This is a genomic window from Alishewanella sp. d11 (assembly GCF_049390205.1).
Classification (GTDB): Bacteria; Pseudomonadota; Gammaproteobacteria; order Enterobacterales; family Alteromonadaceae; genus Alishewanella.
On sequence record NZ_CP186547.1, the window covers coordinates 2,735,968 to 2,752,553 of the forward strand.

At 49.3% G+C, this 16,586-nt stretch carries 11 protein-coding genes; all 11 read left to right on the top strand.

The features are described 5' to 3' along the window. The first annotated feature begins 15 nt into the window (after positions 1 to 15). The 11 genes from ACO1PK_RS12500 to ACO1PK_RS12550 all read left to right on the top strand — a co-directional run bounded on the left by ACO1PK_RS12500 (position 16) and on the right by ACO1PK_RS12550 (position 16,513). Positions 16 to 1,302 carry a hypothetical protein gene (locus tag ACO1PK_RS12500; RefSeq protein WP_423185943.1) on the top strand — a complete coding sequence of 429 codons (1,287 nt, stop codon included), beginning with the start codon at positions 16 to 18 and terminating at the stop codon, positions 1,300 to 1,302. A 26-nt stretch (positions 1,303 to 1,328) separates the two neighbouring features. Then, positions 1,329 to 2,831: a hypothetical protein gene (locus ACO1PK_RS12505; protein ID WP_423185944.1), complete on the top strand. Its 1,503-nt coding sequence runs from the start codon at positions 1,329 to 1,331 to the stop codon at positions 2,829 to 2,831. Between the two features lie 12 nt (positions 2,832 to 2,843). Next, positions 2,844 to 4,823, top strand: coding sequence for a PEGA domain-containing protein (locus ACO1PK_RS12510; protein ID WP_423185945.1), 1,980 nt, complete (start codon positions 2,844 to 2,846; stop codon positions 4,821 to 4,823). Between the two features lie 241 nt (positions 4,824 to 5,064). After that, a complete protein-coding gene (locus ACO1PK_RS12515; RefSeq protein ID WP_423185946.1) occupies positions 5,065 to 5,835 on the top strand; it encodes a MotA/TolQ/ExbB proton channel family protein in 771 nt (256 codons plus the stop codon). Between the two features lie 8 nt (positions 5,836 to 5,843). Continuing rightward, entirely contained in the window at positions 5,844 to 6,902 is a 1,059-nt protein-coding gene (locus ACO1PK_RS12520; protein WP_423185947.1) for a VWA domain-containing protein, read from the top strand. Next, positions 6,902 to 7,855 (top strand): VWA domain-containing protein, encoded by a 954-nt coding sequence (locus ACO1PK_RS12525; RefSeq protein WP_423185948.1) that lies wholly within the window; start codon positions 6,902 to 6,904, stop codon positions 7,853 to 7,855. The genes ACO1PK_RS12520 and ACO1PK_RS12525 overlap by 1 nt, the downstream gene beginning before the upstream one ends. 165 nt (positions 7,856 to 8,020) lie before the next feature. Beyond that, complete coding sequence (locus ACO1PK_RS12530; RefSeq protein ID WP_423185949.1) at positions 8,021 to 10,555, top strand: zinc-dependent metalloprotease; 2,535 nt, start codon at positions 8,021 to 8,023, stop codon at positions 10,553 to 10,555. A gap of 65 nt (positions 10,556 to 10,620) precedes the next feature. Next, positions 10,621 to 11,016: a hypothetical protein gene (locus tag ACO1PK_RS12535; RefSeq protein ID WP_423185950.1), complete on the top strand. Its 396-nt coding sequence runs from the start codon at positions 10,621 to 10,623 to the stop codon at positions 11,014 to 11,016. A gap of 43 nt (positions 11,017 to 11,059) precedes the next feature. Then, a complete protein-coding gene (locus ACO1PK_RS12540; protein WP_423185951.1) occupies positions 11,060 to 12,433 on the top strand; it encodes a TolC family protein in 1,374 nt (457 codons plus the stop codon). Further along, positions 12,430 to 13,374 carry an efflux RND transporter periplasmic adaptor subunit gene (locus ACO1PK_RS12545; protein ID WP_423185952.1) on the top strand — a complete coding sequence of 315 codons (945 nt, stop codon included), beginning with the start codon at positions 12,430 to 12,432 and terminating at the stop codon, positions 13,372 to 13,374. The genes ACO1PK_RS12540 and ACO1PK_RS12545 overlap by 4 nt, the downstream gene beginning before the upstream one ends. A gap of 10 nt (positions 13,375 to 13,384) precedes the next feature. Next, the gene (locus tag ACO1PK_RS12550) at positions 13,385 to 16,513 is read left to right on the top strand and encodes an efflux RND transporter permease subunit (protein ID WP_423185953.1); all 3,129 of its coding nucleotides are present in this window, start codon (positions 13,385 to 13,387) and stop codon (positions 16,511 to 16,513) included. The last annotated feature ends 73 nt before the right edge of the window (positions 16,514 to 16,586 follow it).

Consider the following 16,586-nt stretch of genomic DNA (forward strand, 5'->3'; position numbering starts at 1 on the left):
AATAGGGAGATCAGCATGGTGAGTTTTAATTTCTTATCCTCTAACAATAAATGGCAAGCGTCGTTACTAGGTTTTGTAGTGTTACTTTTAACCGGCTGTCAAACCACCCAAACTCAGGTAAGCTCGGTTGGACCTGCAATGACAGGCCCCTCGACCAACACTGCTGCAGGGACGGTGAAAAGAGCGTTTCCGTATAACTCAAACATCTTTTTGGATGTTGCTATTCCGGTGTTTGATCCCGGTATTCCGCTTGATGCTCGTGGCAATATTGATGATCAAAAAGTGGCCGAAGAAGATATTTGGCCTCAGGTCAGGCGCTTAGAAGCGAATCGTTTTGCCATTGATACCAAAAAAGCTTTAGCCGCAACTAAAGCCTTTGGTGCGATTAATGTCACGCCCGATGCTTCTGTTTCTGCCGATGTGTATGTGTTAGGTAAGATTAACTACTCTGATACTGAAACGGTTAGAATCAGTGTCCGCGTGATGGATGCAACCAATGATATTTGGGGCGAAAAAAGTTTTGAGCATCAGGTAGGGCAAGCCTTTTACCGCGATGCGCTGCGCAAAAATCAAAATCCCTATGCGCCCATTTTTAATGATATCGCAGCCTATGTTTATGACTTACTAATTAAAAAATCTGAAAAAGACAAGCAAACTATTCAACAAGTTTCAGATCTACGCTATGCCGCCATGTATAGCCCAGAAGCTTTTGGTAGTTATCTTACAACAAAACGTAAAGGCTTTGGTTCGCGTCAAGCGGTGTTTCAGTTAACCGGAGCGCCGGCTGAGCAAGATGCCATGCTGCAACGGGTGCGTTTACTGCAAAACAAGGATGAACAGTTTGTCGATACGCTGCAAGACAGTTACGAGGCCTTTTATGCTGAAACCAGTGAAGCCTATCTGAAATATCAACGTGAAACCTTGGCAATTGCCGCCGATATTCGAAAGAAAAAAGCAGAACGAACTGCTCAGCAGTTAGTTGCTGCGGGTGGCGCTGTATTAGGTATTATGCTTGCGAAAAACTCAAATTCAAAAGCCGGTGAGATAGGTGCTATTGCCGCCGGTACCGCTGCGGTATTTAGTTTATCTAAAGCCATTGAGACTAACCATCAATTAAGTGCGCAGCGTGATGTGTTAAGTGAAATGGGCCAAAACTTGGATATTAAAGTGACGCCTCAAGTGGTTGAGCTGAATGATCAAACCATAGAGCTACAAGGGACTGCGCTGGAGCAGTACACGCAACTGAGACAGCGTTTGCTGCAGATTTATCAATTAGAAGCGACGCCTGATACGCAGCTATAAATCGACAGCCTTGCAAGGAGCCAAGCTTGGCCTCATTAGATGATCAAATACTGCATGCGCAACAAGCCAAAAAGTCGCGTGTAATTAAAGTGCTTGTTGCCATTTTGCTAAGTGCACTGCTTTTGGCACTCTTGTTGGTGCTCGGCAAACACTTTGCGACAATGCCGCCTACCGCGCAGTCTGCTAGTGCTATAGCGTCTGCTACTGTCACTGAGTCTGCTAATGTTTCTGAGTCAGAAAGTGCCGCGCAGACAGTCGTTATGCCTGAGCCGCCAGTAGTCCTAAGCAATACTGTTGATAGCACTGCCCGAGCCGATTTACAGCTGCGTTTATCCGAAACGCGGCAGCAGCTTGAGCAACTCGCAGCGGATCCCTTATTAAGTCGGTGGCAAGCCGAGCGGTTAAGCCAGTTACAGCAACAAATCGCTTTGGCTTATCAGCGCTACGGTGCACAGGACTATGCGGCCGCCGCAGCTTTACTGCCTGCAATCCAGCAACAAGCGCAGGCTTATCAACAAGACTTCGCGCAAGCTTTAGCGCAGGCGCATAGCGCCGCGAGCAGCGCTTTTGCCCAAGGTAATCTGCAGCAAGCCAAGTTGCACAATACTGAAAGTTTAGCGCTTAACCCCGACTTTGTGCCGGCATTACAACTGCAGCAGCGTTTAGCGGTAGCCGAAAAAGTACAGCCGTTATGGCAACAAGCGCGGGTAGCTGAGTTGGAAAATAACCCAGCGAAAGAGCAAGCCCTGCTGGAGCAAATTTTAGCATTAGACTCTGCTGATCAAGCGGCGGCGGCACGTTTATCGCAGCTTAGCAACCAACAGCAGCAACAGGCGTTTGCTAATGCTATCGTAGCTGCGCGGGCCGCGCTGGAGAAACAAGATTATGCTGCGGCGCGTCAAGCGTTAAGCAGAGCCCAGCGGCTAGCAGCAAACCGACCGGAATTACGGGCGTTACAACAACAATTAGCGCAAGCCGAACAGGCAAATGCCGTCAGCGAGGCATTAGCACAAATCTCAGTTTTTACCCAAGCGGATGAATGGGCCACTGTGCAGTTACTCGCCAGTAAAGCCCTCGGTGCCGCGCCCGATAATGTTGAATTACAGCAGCATATGCAACAAGCTAAGCGTATTGTCGCCGCCGAGCAGCAACTAAGCCGTTTTCTACAACAACCCGCGCGTTTAACCGATGCTAATATTCAACAACAAGCCCAAAGTGCGCTGGCTGATGCGCAGATGCTTGGTTCGCTAAGTCCCAAATTGGCGACGCTAAGCGCCCAGCTTCGCCAGTTATTAGCCAGCAAACAACAACCGGTTGCGGTTCGGATCTTAAGTGACAACAAAACGGCTATTCGGGTTCTTGGCGTAGGTAATGTTGGCGCAGTGACAGATAAAACCATACAACTTCCCCCTGGTGACTACCAATTTGAAGGGGCCTGTAAAGGTTACCGCACAGAGCTGATTCAGGTTACCGTATCTGCGACCTCAGAGCCTGTTCAGGTAAGGTTGCAATGTCAGGTTCGTATTTAACAGGAGTTTATTGTGAGTCGTATTGATGAAGCTATCAACCAAGAACAACGCAAACGCAAATGGGTTGTGCTAAGTGCGGTAGCGGTTGGCGTGCTATTACTCGCGCTGTATCTGAGTTGGTTATTATTGTTAAAAGGCTTTACGGTACAAGTTTTGCCTGCTGAAGCTGCCAAAAGCCAGCAATTTGTCGTGCGTTCTGGTGCAGGCTTTTTTCTGCAAGATAAGCTGTATTTATTTGGCCACGCGGCCACGATTGAAGTCAGTGCCGACAAATTTGCGCCAAAAACCCTATTAGTGCAACAAGGTCAAGCCACTAACATCAGTATTACGCTTGACCCTATGCCTGCTCAGGTTGCGCTAAACACACTACCGGCTTCTGAGCAGGTTAGTTGGTTTGTCAATGGTGACTTAGTGCGACAAACGGCTAACTTTACAGACTATTTTGCCCCCGGTTCTTATCAGTTTAGGGCTGAGCATCCTGCTTACCAACCTGCAGTGTTAACCTTAACGCTCGCCGCGGCTGATGAGGTTAAGCAAACACTTAGTTTAACGCCAGTTGCTGGGCAATTAGCGATTTCATCTCGCCCCAGCGGCGCAACGATTTACCTTAATGGCGAGCAAGTAGGCGCTACCCCACTTAGCATAGCGAAACCCGGTGGTGAATATCAGCTATCGCTGACTTTAGACGGTTATGAACCCTTGCAAGAGACGATTCATTTGACCTATCGTCAGCCAGAGCAGCAACGTGATTACTTTTTACGGCCCGTACAAGCGAAACTTACAATACAGGCAACCCCTGCGGATGGCATCTTGCTGGTAAATGGGGCGCCTGCGCAAAGCCCTGTCAGTATTGATGCCGGCAAAAACTATACGGTACGGTATGAAAAGCCTGGCTTTTTAGCGCAAACGCAAAATGTTACGTTACAAGCCGCTGAGCAGCGCACCCTCGAGTTCTCGTTAAAAGCGGAGCTAGGTCAAGTGCAATTTACTGCAAATGAAGTTGCGGAGATCTTTATTAACGGCCAGCCACAAGGTACAACGCCTTTAACTTTGAGCCTAGCGGCGGTAGCGCAGCAAGTTGAGTTTCGAAAAGCAGGTTATCGCACCATTAAACGCACTATAACGCCCAGTTCGCGGCAACCACAACGTGTGACAGCGGAGCTACTCAGTGAATTTGCCGCCAGACGCCGTGAAGGCAAACCGCTATTTGCTGAAACGCTAGGGATTCAGTTTATTGCGGTGCAACCGCGAGCCTTTACCATGGGATCACCACCAAATGAAACAGATCGTGGCCGGAATGAGCATCCCATCCAAGTAGATTTTAGCCGTAATATTTGGGTGTCGGCGCACGAAATTACCGAAGCTCAATATGGCGCTTTTCGTGGTGCCGCGACCACTTCAACCTTACCAGTTACCCAAGTTACTTGGTTGGATGCCGTAAAATTTTGTAATTGGTTAAGTGAGCAAGAGGGGTTGCAACCGTTTTACCTGCTGCAAGGCGAACAACTGCGGGGGATCAACGCGCAGAGCCAAGGTTATCGTTTACTCACTGAAGCCGAATGGGAGTTTATCGCTAAACATAATCGTCGTGCGGCCAGAACCACTTATGTTTGGGGTAATGAGGAGCGTTTACGTCCCAAACAAGGCAACTTTGCTGATAAAGCCTTACAAGGGCAACAGACCTTTGTGTTCCGCGATTATGATGATGGTTTTGCTGGTAAGGCGCCCGTAGGCAGTTTTAAAGCCGATCGTGCTGGCTTCTTCGATTTAGATGGCAATGTGCGAGAGTGGGTGCATGATTATTATGCGTTACAGGTGCCCAACACCGATACAGTCCAGCAAGATTATCTGGGAGTGCCCAGAGGGCAGGCGCATGTGGTTAAAGGCGCTTCCTTTAAATCAGGGCGTTTAAAAGAGTTACGTGCCAGTATTCGCGCTGAGGGTACGGCCGCGACAGACGATATTGGCTTTCGGATCGCGCGTTATCAATAATAGCCTGTTGTTGGCAGGTAGCTGAGTTAGCTGTTGCTGCATTGCAAAACAAGGTCATTAATTGAGCTTGCATCCCAGTTAACCAAGGGTGCTATAAGGAAGGAGACTAAGCTAATGAAAAAAAAAGGTGTGCTTATTGCGCTTGTCTTATTAGTGCTGACGGGATCGGCAGCCGCCTATTTTGTGTCGCTTGATGCGCCTCAAGATTTTCCGATTAATATTTAACCACGAGAATAGCGCAATGCGTAACAAAAATACTGCGACCATGAACCCCAGTCTACTAACAAGTTTATTGGTGTTGCTAGCCAGTTTTACCCTAGTGCATCTTTTTTATGAGGGCGTTATTCGGCCCGCTGCCAGTGCGGTGTTAGCCTCGGCTGGCAGTAATAGCCTGTTTTCGATTTGGGTGATTTTAAAGGACATGGAACAGCAGATTTGTATCACTTTGCTGATTTTCTGTTTATTTCTGATGGGGTATAAACTGTGGCGTTTATTAGATGAAGAAACGCTGTATACCCGAGATTTTCTTGAGGGTTATGATAAAAGTCAGCCTTTAGATGTTGAGCAAGCGCTGGCGGATTTAGAAGCCTCCAAATACAAAGAAAACCCGGCCATGGCGACGTGGATTAACTGTATTCGTCGCTTTAAAAACACTCAGAATGTGCAGCATGCAGCGGATGCGATTGCTTCATCGGTCGATAGTGTTGCGGCACAGCTAGAAAGTGGCAATAACATGGTCCGCTACATTATTTGGGCTATTCCGAGTATCGGCTTTGTGGGTACAGTACGCGGTATTGGCCAAGCCTTAGCGCAAGCTGATCAGGCCTTAGCGGGCGATATTGCCGGTATGACAGCCTCATTGGGGGTTGCTTTTAACTCGACCCTGGTCGCCTTGTTTATCTCGCTGATCCTGATGTTTTTTATGCATCTGCTCACCAGTCGCCAAGATACTATGGTGCTGAATACTCAGCAGTCATGCGAAAAGCATCTGCTGGCGCATTTACATAATTAACTGCCATTATGCGCTTAAAACGTCGCTCTGAAGATGGTTTTAACATGTCCTTTTTGGATGTGATGGCCTGTGGCTTAGGCGCTATTATTCTGATTTTTATTCTGGTCGATTTTCATGCCTTTCAGCCCGAGCCTACAGATGAAAGTAATAAGCTGCAGCAGGAGTTAAATGCGGCGGCGCGCCAACGTGAGCAATTACAAAAGTCGATTGATGAGATAAATGAGAAAATTGCCCTCGAATCCAGTACCCAACAAGACACGCGTCATGCCCAAACTGACAGTAATAGTAGCCAAAGCAAATTATTGCAGCAAATCTCCACTGAGCTGGCGGTGGTGGCCGATTTAGAACAGCAGTTAGCCGCTATTGCTCGTTTACCGGTGCCGGATGCCAATGTGCAGTTAAGTGGCACTGGTCAGCAAAATTACCTAACGGGCTTAAAGGTGGAGGGCCAAGAAATTGGCATTTTGCTCGATAAATCAGCCTCGATGCTCGGGGATAACTTGTTAGAGATCTTACGTTTTATGGCACTGCCCGATAACCAGAAAATCAGCCAACGCAAATGGCAACGTACCCGCCGTGCCGGGCAATGGTTACTGGCCAGAGCACCGCAAAATGCCAAAATCACCATGGTGGCCTTTTCGGAAGATGCCATCGTGCTAGGCAATAGAGCCGCCAGTTCACCTCAGGTCGCCGATTCGATGGCGGCAATAGTGCGTGATATGGGGAAGATCATTCCGCAAGGCGGCACCAATTTGCAGTTGGGGCTACAAAAGTTACGCGAAGTACACCCGCAGGTGAAGGATGTTTATATTATTACTGATGGTTTACCCACCTTAGGCGACGGTTTAGGGGCGCGTTGTCGTGGCGTGCTAACCAGTAAAAAAACCATTTCATCACAGTGTCGGCAAGAGTTACTGCTCGAAACCGTGAAGCGCGCAGGGCAGGGGCTGCGGGTTAACGTAATTTTATTACCGCTGGAAGGCGATCCTTATGCTTCGGCGATGTATTGGAGTTGGACACAGGTGACCGGTGGTACCTTTTTAGCTCCTGCAGCGGAGTGGCCTTAATGCGTCGAATTAAACGAGCCCCCGTCGAGATTTTTAATCTAGCTTTTTTAGATATTATTTCCTGCGCCTTTGGGGCTGTGGTGTTATTGGTATTGCTCGCCAAAAATGGCGAAACCGATACCCAAGCGGGGCCGAATAATCTGAGTGTGCTGCTTGACCAAGTATTAGCCGCGCAGCTGCAGGTAGAGCTATTACAAGGGGCCTTGTCCGATAAACAGCAAGAGCTAGCACAAGCCCAAGCGCGCTCTGCGGCGGTGACGGAGCAGCTTAAAGCCCTGGAGTCATCAGTACCCAGAGCCCAGCAAACCTTGCAGCAACTTCAAGATAAAGCCAGTTCATTGCGGAATGAGATTCGCCAAGCTACCGCTATGCTGAATGTGCCGAAATCTACCGATAAGCCCTCTACTGAAGTGGGTGGCATTCCTACCGATGCTGATTATGTGGTGTTTGTCATTGATAATTCAGGCTCGATGGTAGACGGCGCTAAATGGAATAAAGTGATAGCGGTGGTGGGTGATATTTTAAGTAATCATCCGCAAATGAAAGGTTTTCAGATCATTGCCGCCGATGGCAGTTTCTTGTATGCGGGGCAAGAAGGACAATGGCTGAGTGATTCTAGTTCCATGCGACAACGCGCTTTAGATCGGATGCGACGGTTCACAGGGGGCGGCAGTGCACCCGAAGTAGGGATCTTACGTGCCTTAGATTTATATGGCAAAACCCAAGGTAAGGTCAGCTTATATGTGTTTGGTGATGATTATCGGCGGCAGAATTTGGATGCGATAGTGACAGAAATCACCGCGCGTAATACCGATGCTAAGGGGGATCCGCGTTTTCGAATTCATGGTATTGGTTTTTATCGGCCGCAAGGCGGCGACGCTGCGCAATTTGCGGCCTTTATGCAAGCCGTTGCCAAACGCAACCGCGGTGCCTTTGTTGGGCTGGCTTTTTAAGGTGTTAATCGTATTAATGCTGAGTTTTATCTAATAGCACTTGACGCTAGCCCCTGAGTGTTGCAGTTTTCACTTTCCATTTACACACTTTTGATTGTCGTTAATTTCAAGAGTGACCAACAGAGTCACTTAACTATAATTTTTAAAAACAACACGAGCAGACCAATGAAAAAAACCTTACTAACTCTGGCGGTGTCGTTAGCTCTGGCTAGCTCAACCGCTGTTTTTGCCGAAGATAAAGCTGCAGCGGCGGATAAAAAGAAAGAAAAAACCTACAGCAGTATGATTGCTGATAAAAAAGCCATCAGCGGTTTGTTCACCCTATATCAGGATGAGAAAACCGGTGAGCACTTGCTGCAACTAACCGAAGCACAATTAAATAAACCCTTTTTATATTTCGCCCAGACCTTAGATGGCGTCACCGAAGCTGGCCATTTCCGTGGTGCTTATCGTGAAACTAAATTAATTGAGTTTCGCCGTTATTTTGATCGCATTGATGTGATCAGTAAAACACCACGTTTTCATTTTGATGCTAACAGTGCCCTGTCGCGTGCGGCAGACGCCAATATTAGCGAAGCCGTATTGGCCAGTCTAAAAATTGAGAAGCAAGAGCAAGATAAGTTTTTAGTTAAAGCAGATAGTTTGCTGCTGAGCGAAGCCTTGCATAAAATTTCGCCTTGGGCCAACCCAAATGATCCTAACGCCAAAGATCGCTTTAAGTTAGGTAAGTTAGACGATAAAAAATCACGTATTCTGAAACACCGCCCTTATCCCGCGAATATGGATGTGGTGGTTGACTACGTGTTTGCCGATCCAAATCCAGGCGTACGTGGCGGCAATGCGTTAAGCGATCCACGTTCAGTATCTATCAAAGTGCAGCATTCGTTTATTGCGCTGCCAGAAAATAATTTCCAACCGCGGTTTGATGATGCCCGTGTGGGGTATTTTACCACCCAGGTCGATGATATGACCTCAGCGGAATGGGCACCGTTTCGTGATCTGATCCATCGTTGGGATTTACAGAAAAAAGATCCAAATGCAGCCTTATCTGAGCCAGTTAAGCCTATCGTTTGGTGGATTGAAAATACTACGCCTATCGAATGGCGTGATACGGTCGCAGCAGGCGTATTGGCTTGGAACAGTGCTTTTGAAAAAGCCGGTTTTAAAAATGCCATCGAAGTACGTATTCAACCAGATGATGCTGATTGGGATGCCGGTGATATCAATTACAACGTTTTACGTTGGACTTCTTCACCGAATCCGCCGTTCGGTGGCTATGGCCCATCACTGGCTAACCCCTTGACCGGTGAGATTTTGGGCGCCGATATTATGCTCGAATACGTCTTTATGAAAAATCGCTGGATTTTCGATAGCCTGTATACCGACGGTGCGACCCAGCTTACTACCGAAGCGGCAGGACATTGGCACGCTAATGGCGTATTTTGCTCAGCAGGACACCAATTACAACAAAATCTGATTATGGCTGGCGCCTTAGGCACTGGTTTGCCGATTGATAATAATGAGATTTTACGTCAAGGCTTAATGGAGTTGGTACTGCACGAAGTTGGGCATACCTTGGGCCTTAACCATAATATGCGTGCGTCAAACTTATGGAATGCGCAAGACGTACATGACAAAACGAAAACCCAAGGTATTTTGACTGGCTCGGTAATGGATTATACCCCCGCTAACATTGCGCCAATTGGCAAGGCGCAAGGCGATATCTTCCAAGTTAAGCCTGGTCCTTACGATGATTGGGCCATTGAATTTGGCTATAGTCCAGCCTTAACCGATGCTGCTGCAGAGCAAGCGCGTTTAGAAACAATCTTAGCTCGTTCGGTAGAGCCTGCTTTGGCCTTTGGTAATGACGCGGATGATATGCGTGCGCCTGGCCGTCATATCGATCCACGCGTGATGATTGGTGATATGTCATCTGATCCAGTGGCTTATGCCAGCGATCGCATGCAATTAATTGAGCAATTGTTTGGTAAAATTGCGCAAACGGCGTTACAAGACGGTCAGTCTTATCAGCAGTTAGTAACCTCTGCCAATGTGCTGTTTGGTCAATATCGCAGTCAGGCCGATGTGGTATCTCGGCAGATCGGTGGTGTCTATGTTGAGCGGAACGTAGTGGGCGCGCCGACTGATCGCAAGCCGTTAACGCCAGTGCCATTAGCGCAGCAAAAAGCCGCTATGCAGTTACTGACCGACAAGGTGTTTGCGCCAGAGGTCTTAACCAGTATGCAGCCGTTGTTTAATCAGTTATTACCGCAACGTCGTGGTTTTAATCATTACGGCCGTAATTTAGATCCGAAAGCGCATGAGATGATTTTAGGCATGCAGCGCTCAGTGCTTAATCAGTTATTACACAAGGCGGTATTGCAGCGGATCTCTGACTCAGCCCTGTATGGTAATGAGTACAGCTTAACGGCTTTTATGCAGGATCTTACCAACAGTATCTTTGTTGATCCGCGTAAAGCCAGCTCGCAAAGCCATAATTTACAAGTGGAATATGTAAAACGCTTAATTGCGATTGCTGGGTTAGAAAAAGCCAGCGATTACGATAATTTGGCTAAAGCAGCTGCCTTGTTGCAGTTAACTAACATCCAAAGTAGCAAATTGCCACGGGGTGTAAATGATGCAGCGAAAGCACAAAAGGCTTTAATTGATCTGATGATCAGCAAGGCATTGCAAGCTTAAGCTTTACTGGGCAACAGCAATCGCCTATGCTGTTGCCCGTTATTTTTCGCAACCGAATGAGTAAGATGAGCTTATATCAACAGTCAACCATGCCATGGCGTAACCTGCTGCTCGCAGTGTTACTCTGTTTGCATCTTGGCTGTATTTTGGTAGAAGCTTTTGCCGCTAACTTACCGTCGCACACTGACGATCCCCATCATAGTTTTGGTCTGGTTACCCAAGCCGAGCACGCTCCCTCAGAGCGCGTTTTGCACAGCCATGCTGAAAACACCGGGCAGTTAACGCTAACAGAGCACGCTAATCACGCCTGTGATCATTGTAAGCATTGCCATGCCAGTCATTTGGGGTTATTTACTAGCTACTCACCGTTAGATTTACATACACTGTTACAGCTGAATGGCTATAGCAGTCAGCTACCGAGCTCGCCTAACAGCCATATTTATCGCCCGCCTATTGCCTAATTTATTGCGGAATTTTTCGTTCATTCAATAAATAGGATCATTTATGTTAGTAACCCCTTTAATCGGGCGCTTTAGTGCGCTTCCGTTATGTTATTGTTTTATATTGATATTGAGCCTGCTTAGTGCGCCAAGCGATGCTGCTGTGCCAGCCAAGCCGACGACTAGCTTAACCTTGGCCCAGGCTGCCGAGCGCGTACTGCAGCAGCATCCGCAATTGCAGGTATTTGACTGGCGCAGTCAGGCTGCCGCAACAGAGCAAGAGTTAGCGTTACTTAAACCAGATCTCACGCTGGCGCTGCAGGCTGAAAACCTCTTAGGCAGCGGTGAGCTGTCTGGAGTAAAACGGCTGGAGCTTAGCGTGGCAATATCCTCAGTCCTGGAGCTTGGCAACAAACCGCAAGCGCGGATCGCCAGTGCGTCGGCCCAGCAAGCCTTAGTGTTAGCTCAACGCCAAGCCAGTAGTTTAGACCTCGTCGGCGAGCTAACGCAGCAGTTTATTAGCGTACTGACCCTGCAACATCAGCTGCAATTGGCCAGCGACAATCTGCTGTTAACGGAACAAGCCTTACTGCAGGTCAAGCAGCGCGTTCAACAAGGCGCAGCACCGGACGCTGAGCTATTACGCGCCAAAGTGGCTGTGCGGCAGGCGCAATTGCAGCAAGGATTACGCCAGGCAGAGTTGGAAAGTAGCAAACTGGCGCTGGCCAGTATGTGGGGGGCGCAGCAGGCCGATTTTGACCAAGTGAGTGGTGATTTATGGCTGCTCACGGACAGTGTAGCCTTTCCGCTGTTATATCAGCGTTTGCTGGCCACTCCACAATTGGAGGTGTTTGCCGCAACAGCGCGCTTACAGCAAGCGCAACTTGCTCAGTTGCAGACGCAGTCGGTTGCCGATGTGAGTTGGCAGCTTGGTATAAAACGCTCGCAGGAAAATCGTGATATTGCGCTGATTGCCGGTTTCTCGGTACCGCTATTAAATCAGCAGCGTCAGCAAGGTGCAGTAAAAATCGCGCTCGCCGAACAGCAAGCGCAGCGCCTTAACCAGCAGTCTGCTGTGCTGCAACTGCGCGCGCGTTTGTATCAGGCTTGGCAGCAGCATCGATATAGCAGCCTGTTGGTAAGGGATCTTAAGCGCGAGATTTTACCGCTGTTAACACAAGCCTTGGCGCAAACGGAAGCAGCCTATTTGCTTGGCCGCTATAGCTATGCCGATTGGTTATCGGCGCGGCAAGCCTTACAAGAGGCGCAACTGCAACTGCTGGACGCCGCCAGTACCGCCTTACGTAATCAAGCGCTAATTGAACAACTTTCCGGTTTGCCACTGGCGGACAATAGCTCGCTTCCGCGCCCATCACAACACAAAAATATGTCGTTTTCTTCATCTACAGCAATGGCTACAGAAGGATCTTTACCATGAAAAATTTCTTAGTTTGCACTTTTACACTCCTTATAAGCATTGTCACTTGGCCAGCCTTTGCTGGAATAGGGCATGCTCATCTGCATTCCCCCGCGACTGAGCCGTCGCAGCAACTTAATAAACAAACCGAGCCGCATGCCGATGTTGCGATTATCCCAGCGGCGACGGCCGAGCGAGTGGGTATTCAAGTCGCTCACGCCGCTGCCGGTGTTATTACGCGGCAGCTACCGCTTTACGGTGAGATCGTGCTGCCACCGCAGCGCCAAGCCGTGGTCAGGGCGCGCTTTCCCGGCGTTATTAGCCAACTTAAGGTCAGCCTTGGTCAGCAGGTCAAGCGCGGTGAGGTGCTGGCACTGATTGAATCAAACGACAGCTTGCGTAGTTACCCTTTGCAGGCGCCTATTACTGGCATAGTGCTGCAGCAATTTGCCAATGAGGGCGAGTTTACCGCCGGTGAGCCGTTGTTGGCGCTTAGCGATCTGAGTGAGCTTTGGGCCGAATTTAAAGTGTTTCCTGCCATGCGCCATCAGGTGCAAGCGGGGCAGGCGATAAAGCTTGAAACACTCAGTGGTGCTTATGACAGTGTGATTAGCCAGCTATTACCTGCCAGTGGTCAACCTTATCTATTGGCTAACGTCACGCTGGATAATCGCAGTAGCCACTTTACCTTGGGGGATCGTTTACGCGCCTTGGTCACGGTGGAGACGATTTCGGCTGCGCTAGTGGTGGCTAACACAGCGCTGCAAACCTTTGAAGGAGAACCCGTAGTTTTTGTGCAAAACGGTGATCAATACCAGCCCAGAGCGCTGCAATTAGGGCGAAGCGATGGGCTTGTTACCGAGGTGCTTTCAGGGCTTGCTGCGGGTGAAGCCTATGTGGTTGCCAATAGCTATTTAGTCAAAGCGGAGTTAGAGAAATCTGCCGCCGCGCATCAGCATTAAGGAGCACAGGATGATTGCAGCTATTGTGCGTTTTTCGATTGATCGTCGCTATTTGATGCTAAGTCTTACCTTGCTGTTACTGGCGGCTGGTGTTTGGAGTTATCAGCGTTTGCCCATTGATGCGGTGCCGGATATCACCAATGTACAGATCCAAATCAATACCGAAGCCCCGGGTTATTCGCCGTTAGAGACGGAGCAACGCATTACCTTGGTGGTGGAAACGGCGTTATCGGGTTTACCCAAACTACACTATACCCGTTCCTTGTCGCGTTATGGCTTGTCGCAAGTTACAGTGGTGTTTGCCGAAGGCACCGATATGTATTTTGCCCGTAATCTGCTCAATGAACGTCTGAATACCATCAGAGCACAGTTACCCGCGGGCTTTGAGCCACAAATGGGGCCTATTGCCACCGGCTTGGGCGAGATCTTTGTCTATACGGTCTCGGCCAAGCCTAGCGCGAGCAAAGCAAACGGTGAGCCAATAGACGCCATGTATTTGCGTGAAGTACAAGATTGGATCATCAAACCGCAATTGGCGCAGGTGGCTGGTGTCGTTGAGGTAAACACCATCGGTGGCTATAACAAGCAATACCATGTGCTGCCCGATCCACTAAAAATGCTCAGCTTTGGCGTCAGTATGCCACAGTTAGCCGAGGCGCTGCGGCAGCATAATAGTAATAGTGGCGCTGGCTTTATTGAGCGTAACGGCCAGCAACTATTGGTAAGGTTGCCAGGGCAGCTTAGCAGTATCAGTGATATTGAACAGGTGGTGATCGCTGTGGCGGGCAGTGTGCCGATCCGCATAAAAGATGTGGCGGAGGTTGCACTGGGCAAGGAGCTTAGAACCGGTGCGGCCACCCGTGATGGTCAAGAAACGGTGCTGGGCACCGTGATGATGCTAATGGGTGAAAACTCTCGGGTGGTGGCGCAAAGTGCCGCGCAAAAGCTGAAAGCGATTAAAGCGTCCTTGCCGGCAGGGGTGATGGTCGAAGCTGTTTATGATCGCACCACGCTGGTGGATAAAACCATTGCCACCGTGCAAAAAAACCTGTTGGAAGGTGCGCTTTTGGTGATCGTGGTGCTGTTTCTGCTACTGGGCAATCTGCGGGCGGCCTTGATCACGGCGGCGGTGATCCCACTGGCGATGTTAGCCACCCTAACCGGTATGGTGCAGCGCGGTGTCTCGGCCAATCTGATGAGCTTAGGGGCGTTAGATTTTGGCTTAATCGTTGATGGTACTGTGATTATTGTCGAAAACTGCATGCGTCGCTTAGGCTTAGCACAGCAGCAACAAGGGGGCTTGCTGGCACTGCGACAACGCTTAGACGTGGTATTTAGTGCCACCATGGAAGTGATTAAACCCAGTTTATTTGGTGTAGCCATTATTACTGTGGTCTATATCCCGATTTTTGCCCTTACGGGCGTCGAGGGCAAAATGTTTCAGCCCATGGCCATCACGGTGATTATGGCATTACTGGCGGCGATGCTGCTGTCTATTACCGTGGTACCGGCTGCAGTCGCAGTATTGATGCGCGGTAAGATCAGCGAGCAGGAAAGCCGAGTTATCCGTGCCGGTAAGTCACTGTATCGGCCTGTGCTTAATGCCGTTTTAAAGTGGCGAACCTTGGTGTTGAGTGGTGCTGCGGCGCTGGTGGCCGCTTGCTTCTGGTTGGCGACGAACTTGGGATCCGAGTTTATCCCGCAGTTAGACGAAGGCGATATTGCGCTGCATGCGATGCGTATTACCGGCACTAGCCTGGAGCAATCGGTGCAAATGCAAGCTGTGCTGGAGCAGCGTATTACGCAGTTTCCGGAAGTTGCCACGGTTTTTGCGAAAATAGGCACACCAGAGATTGCTACCGATCCAATGCCGCCGAATGTCGCGGATACTTTTGTGATCTTAACGCCGCAAAGCGATTGGCCTGATCCGCAGAAAACGAAAGCGCAGTTGGTTGCCGAGATGGCAGAGGCGCTGGCGCAGTTACCCGGCAATAACTATGAATTTACCCAGCCCATTCAGATGCGTTTTAACGAGTTGATTTCTGGTGTGCGGGCCGATGTTGGGATAAAAGTCTTTGGGGATGATTTGGATACCTTATTGCAAGTTGCCAACAGTATCTCTGAACTGGCAACCAGTATAAGTGGTGCTGCAGATGTGGCCGTAGAGCAGGTTTCGGGTTTGCCCGTATTAGCCATTCAGCCAAAACTAACGGAACTGGCGCATTATGGCATCACGCTTGCCGCGTTGCAGGATCTGCTGGCGATGGCCATTGGCGGTGAAGAGGTTGGCTTGATCTATCAGGGTGATCGGCGTTTTCAGTTAATGGTCAGGCTTCCTGAAACGCTGCGTAGCGATATCAATAATCTGCAGTATTTACCCATCCCTACCGCCACAGGCTATGTGCCGTTGCAGGAAGTCGCCAGTCTCGTACTTGAAACTGCACCAGCACAAATTAGCCGTGAAAATGGCAAGCGGCGAGTGGTGGTGTCGGTCAATGTGCGAGCGCGAGACTTAGGCAGCTTTGTTAGCGAGCTAAAACAGCGAGTTAGTAACGAGATCCCCTTACCTGCCGGCTATTGGCTGGCTTATGGCGGGACCTTTGAACAGTTACAATCGGCCAGTAAGCGCTTATCGATCGTAGTGCCCTTGACCTTAGTGCTGATTTTAGGTTTGTTGATCTTAGCCTTTAACTCGCTTAAAGATGCGCTGATTATCTTTAGCGGTGTTCCGCTGGCGCTAACCGGTGGCGTACTGGCATTGTGGCTTCGTGATATGCCGCTATCGATTTCCGCCGGAGTGGGCTTTATTGCGCTCTCTGGGGTGGCAGTACTCAATGGCCTAGTGTTGGTTTCCTTTATCCGCCAGCTTTGGCAAACGCACGGTGATTTAGCCTACGCGGTAGTAGAAGGTGCCATCACTCGGCTACGGCCAGTACTAATGACCGCACTGGTCGCCAGTTTGGGCTTTGTGCCGATGGCGCTAAATACCGGCACCGGTGCCGAAGTGCAGCGACCCCTGGCGACGGTGGTGATTGGCGGTATTATCTCGGCCACACTGCTAACCTTAGTGGTGCTGCCGGTATTATATCAGTGGTTGCATAGTAAAAAGGCAATAGCTAAGGATGCACAATCAAGCTAGATTCGTCTAAAAAATTGCTAAATCATTAAAGTCCTATGCTCAGTTGCCGATAACAACCCTAAGTGGAAAAATA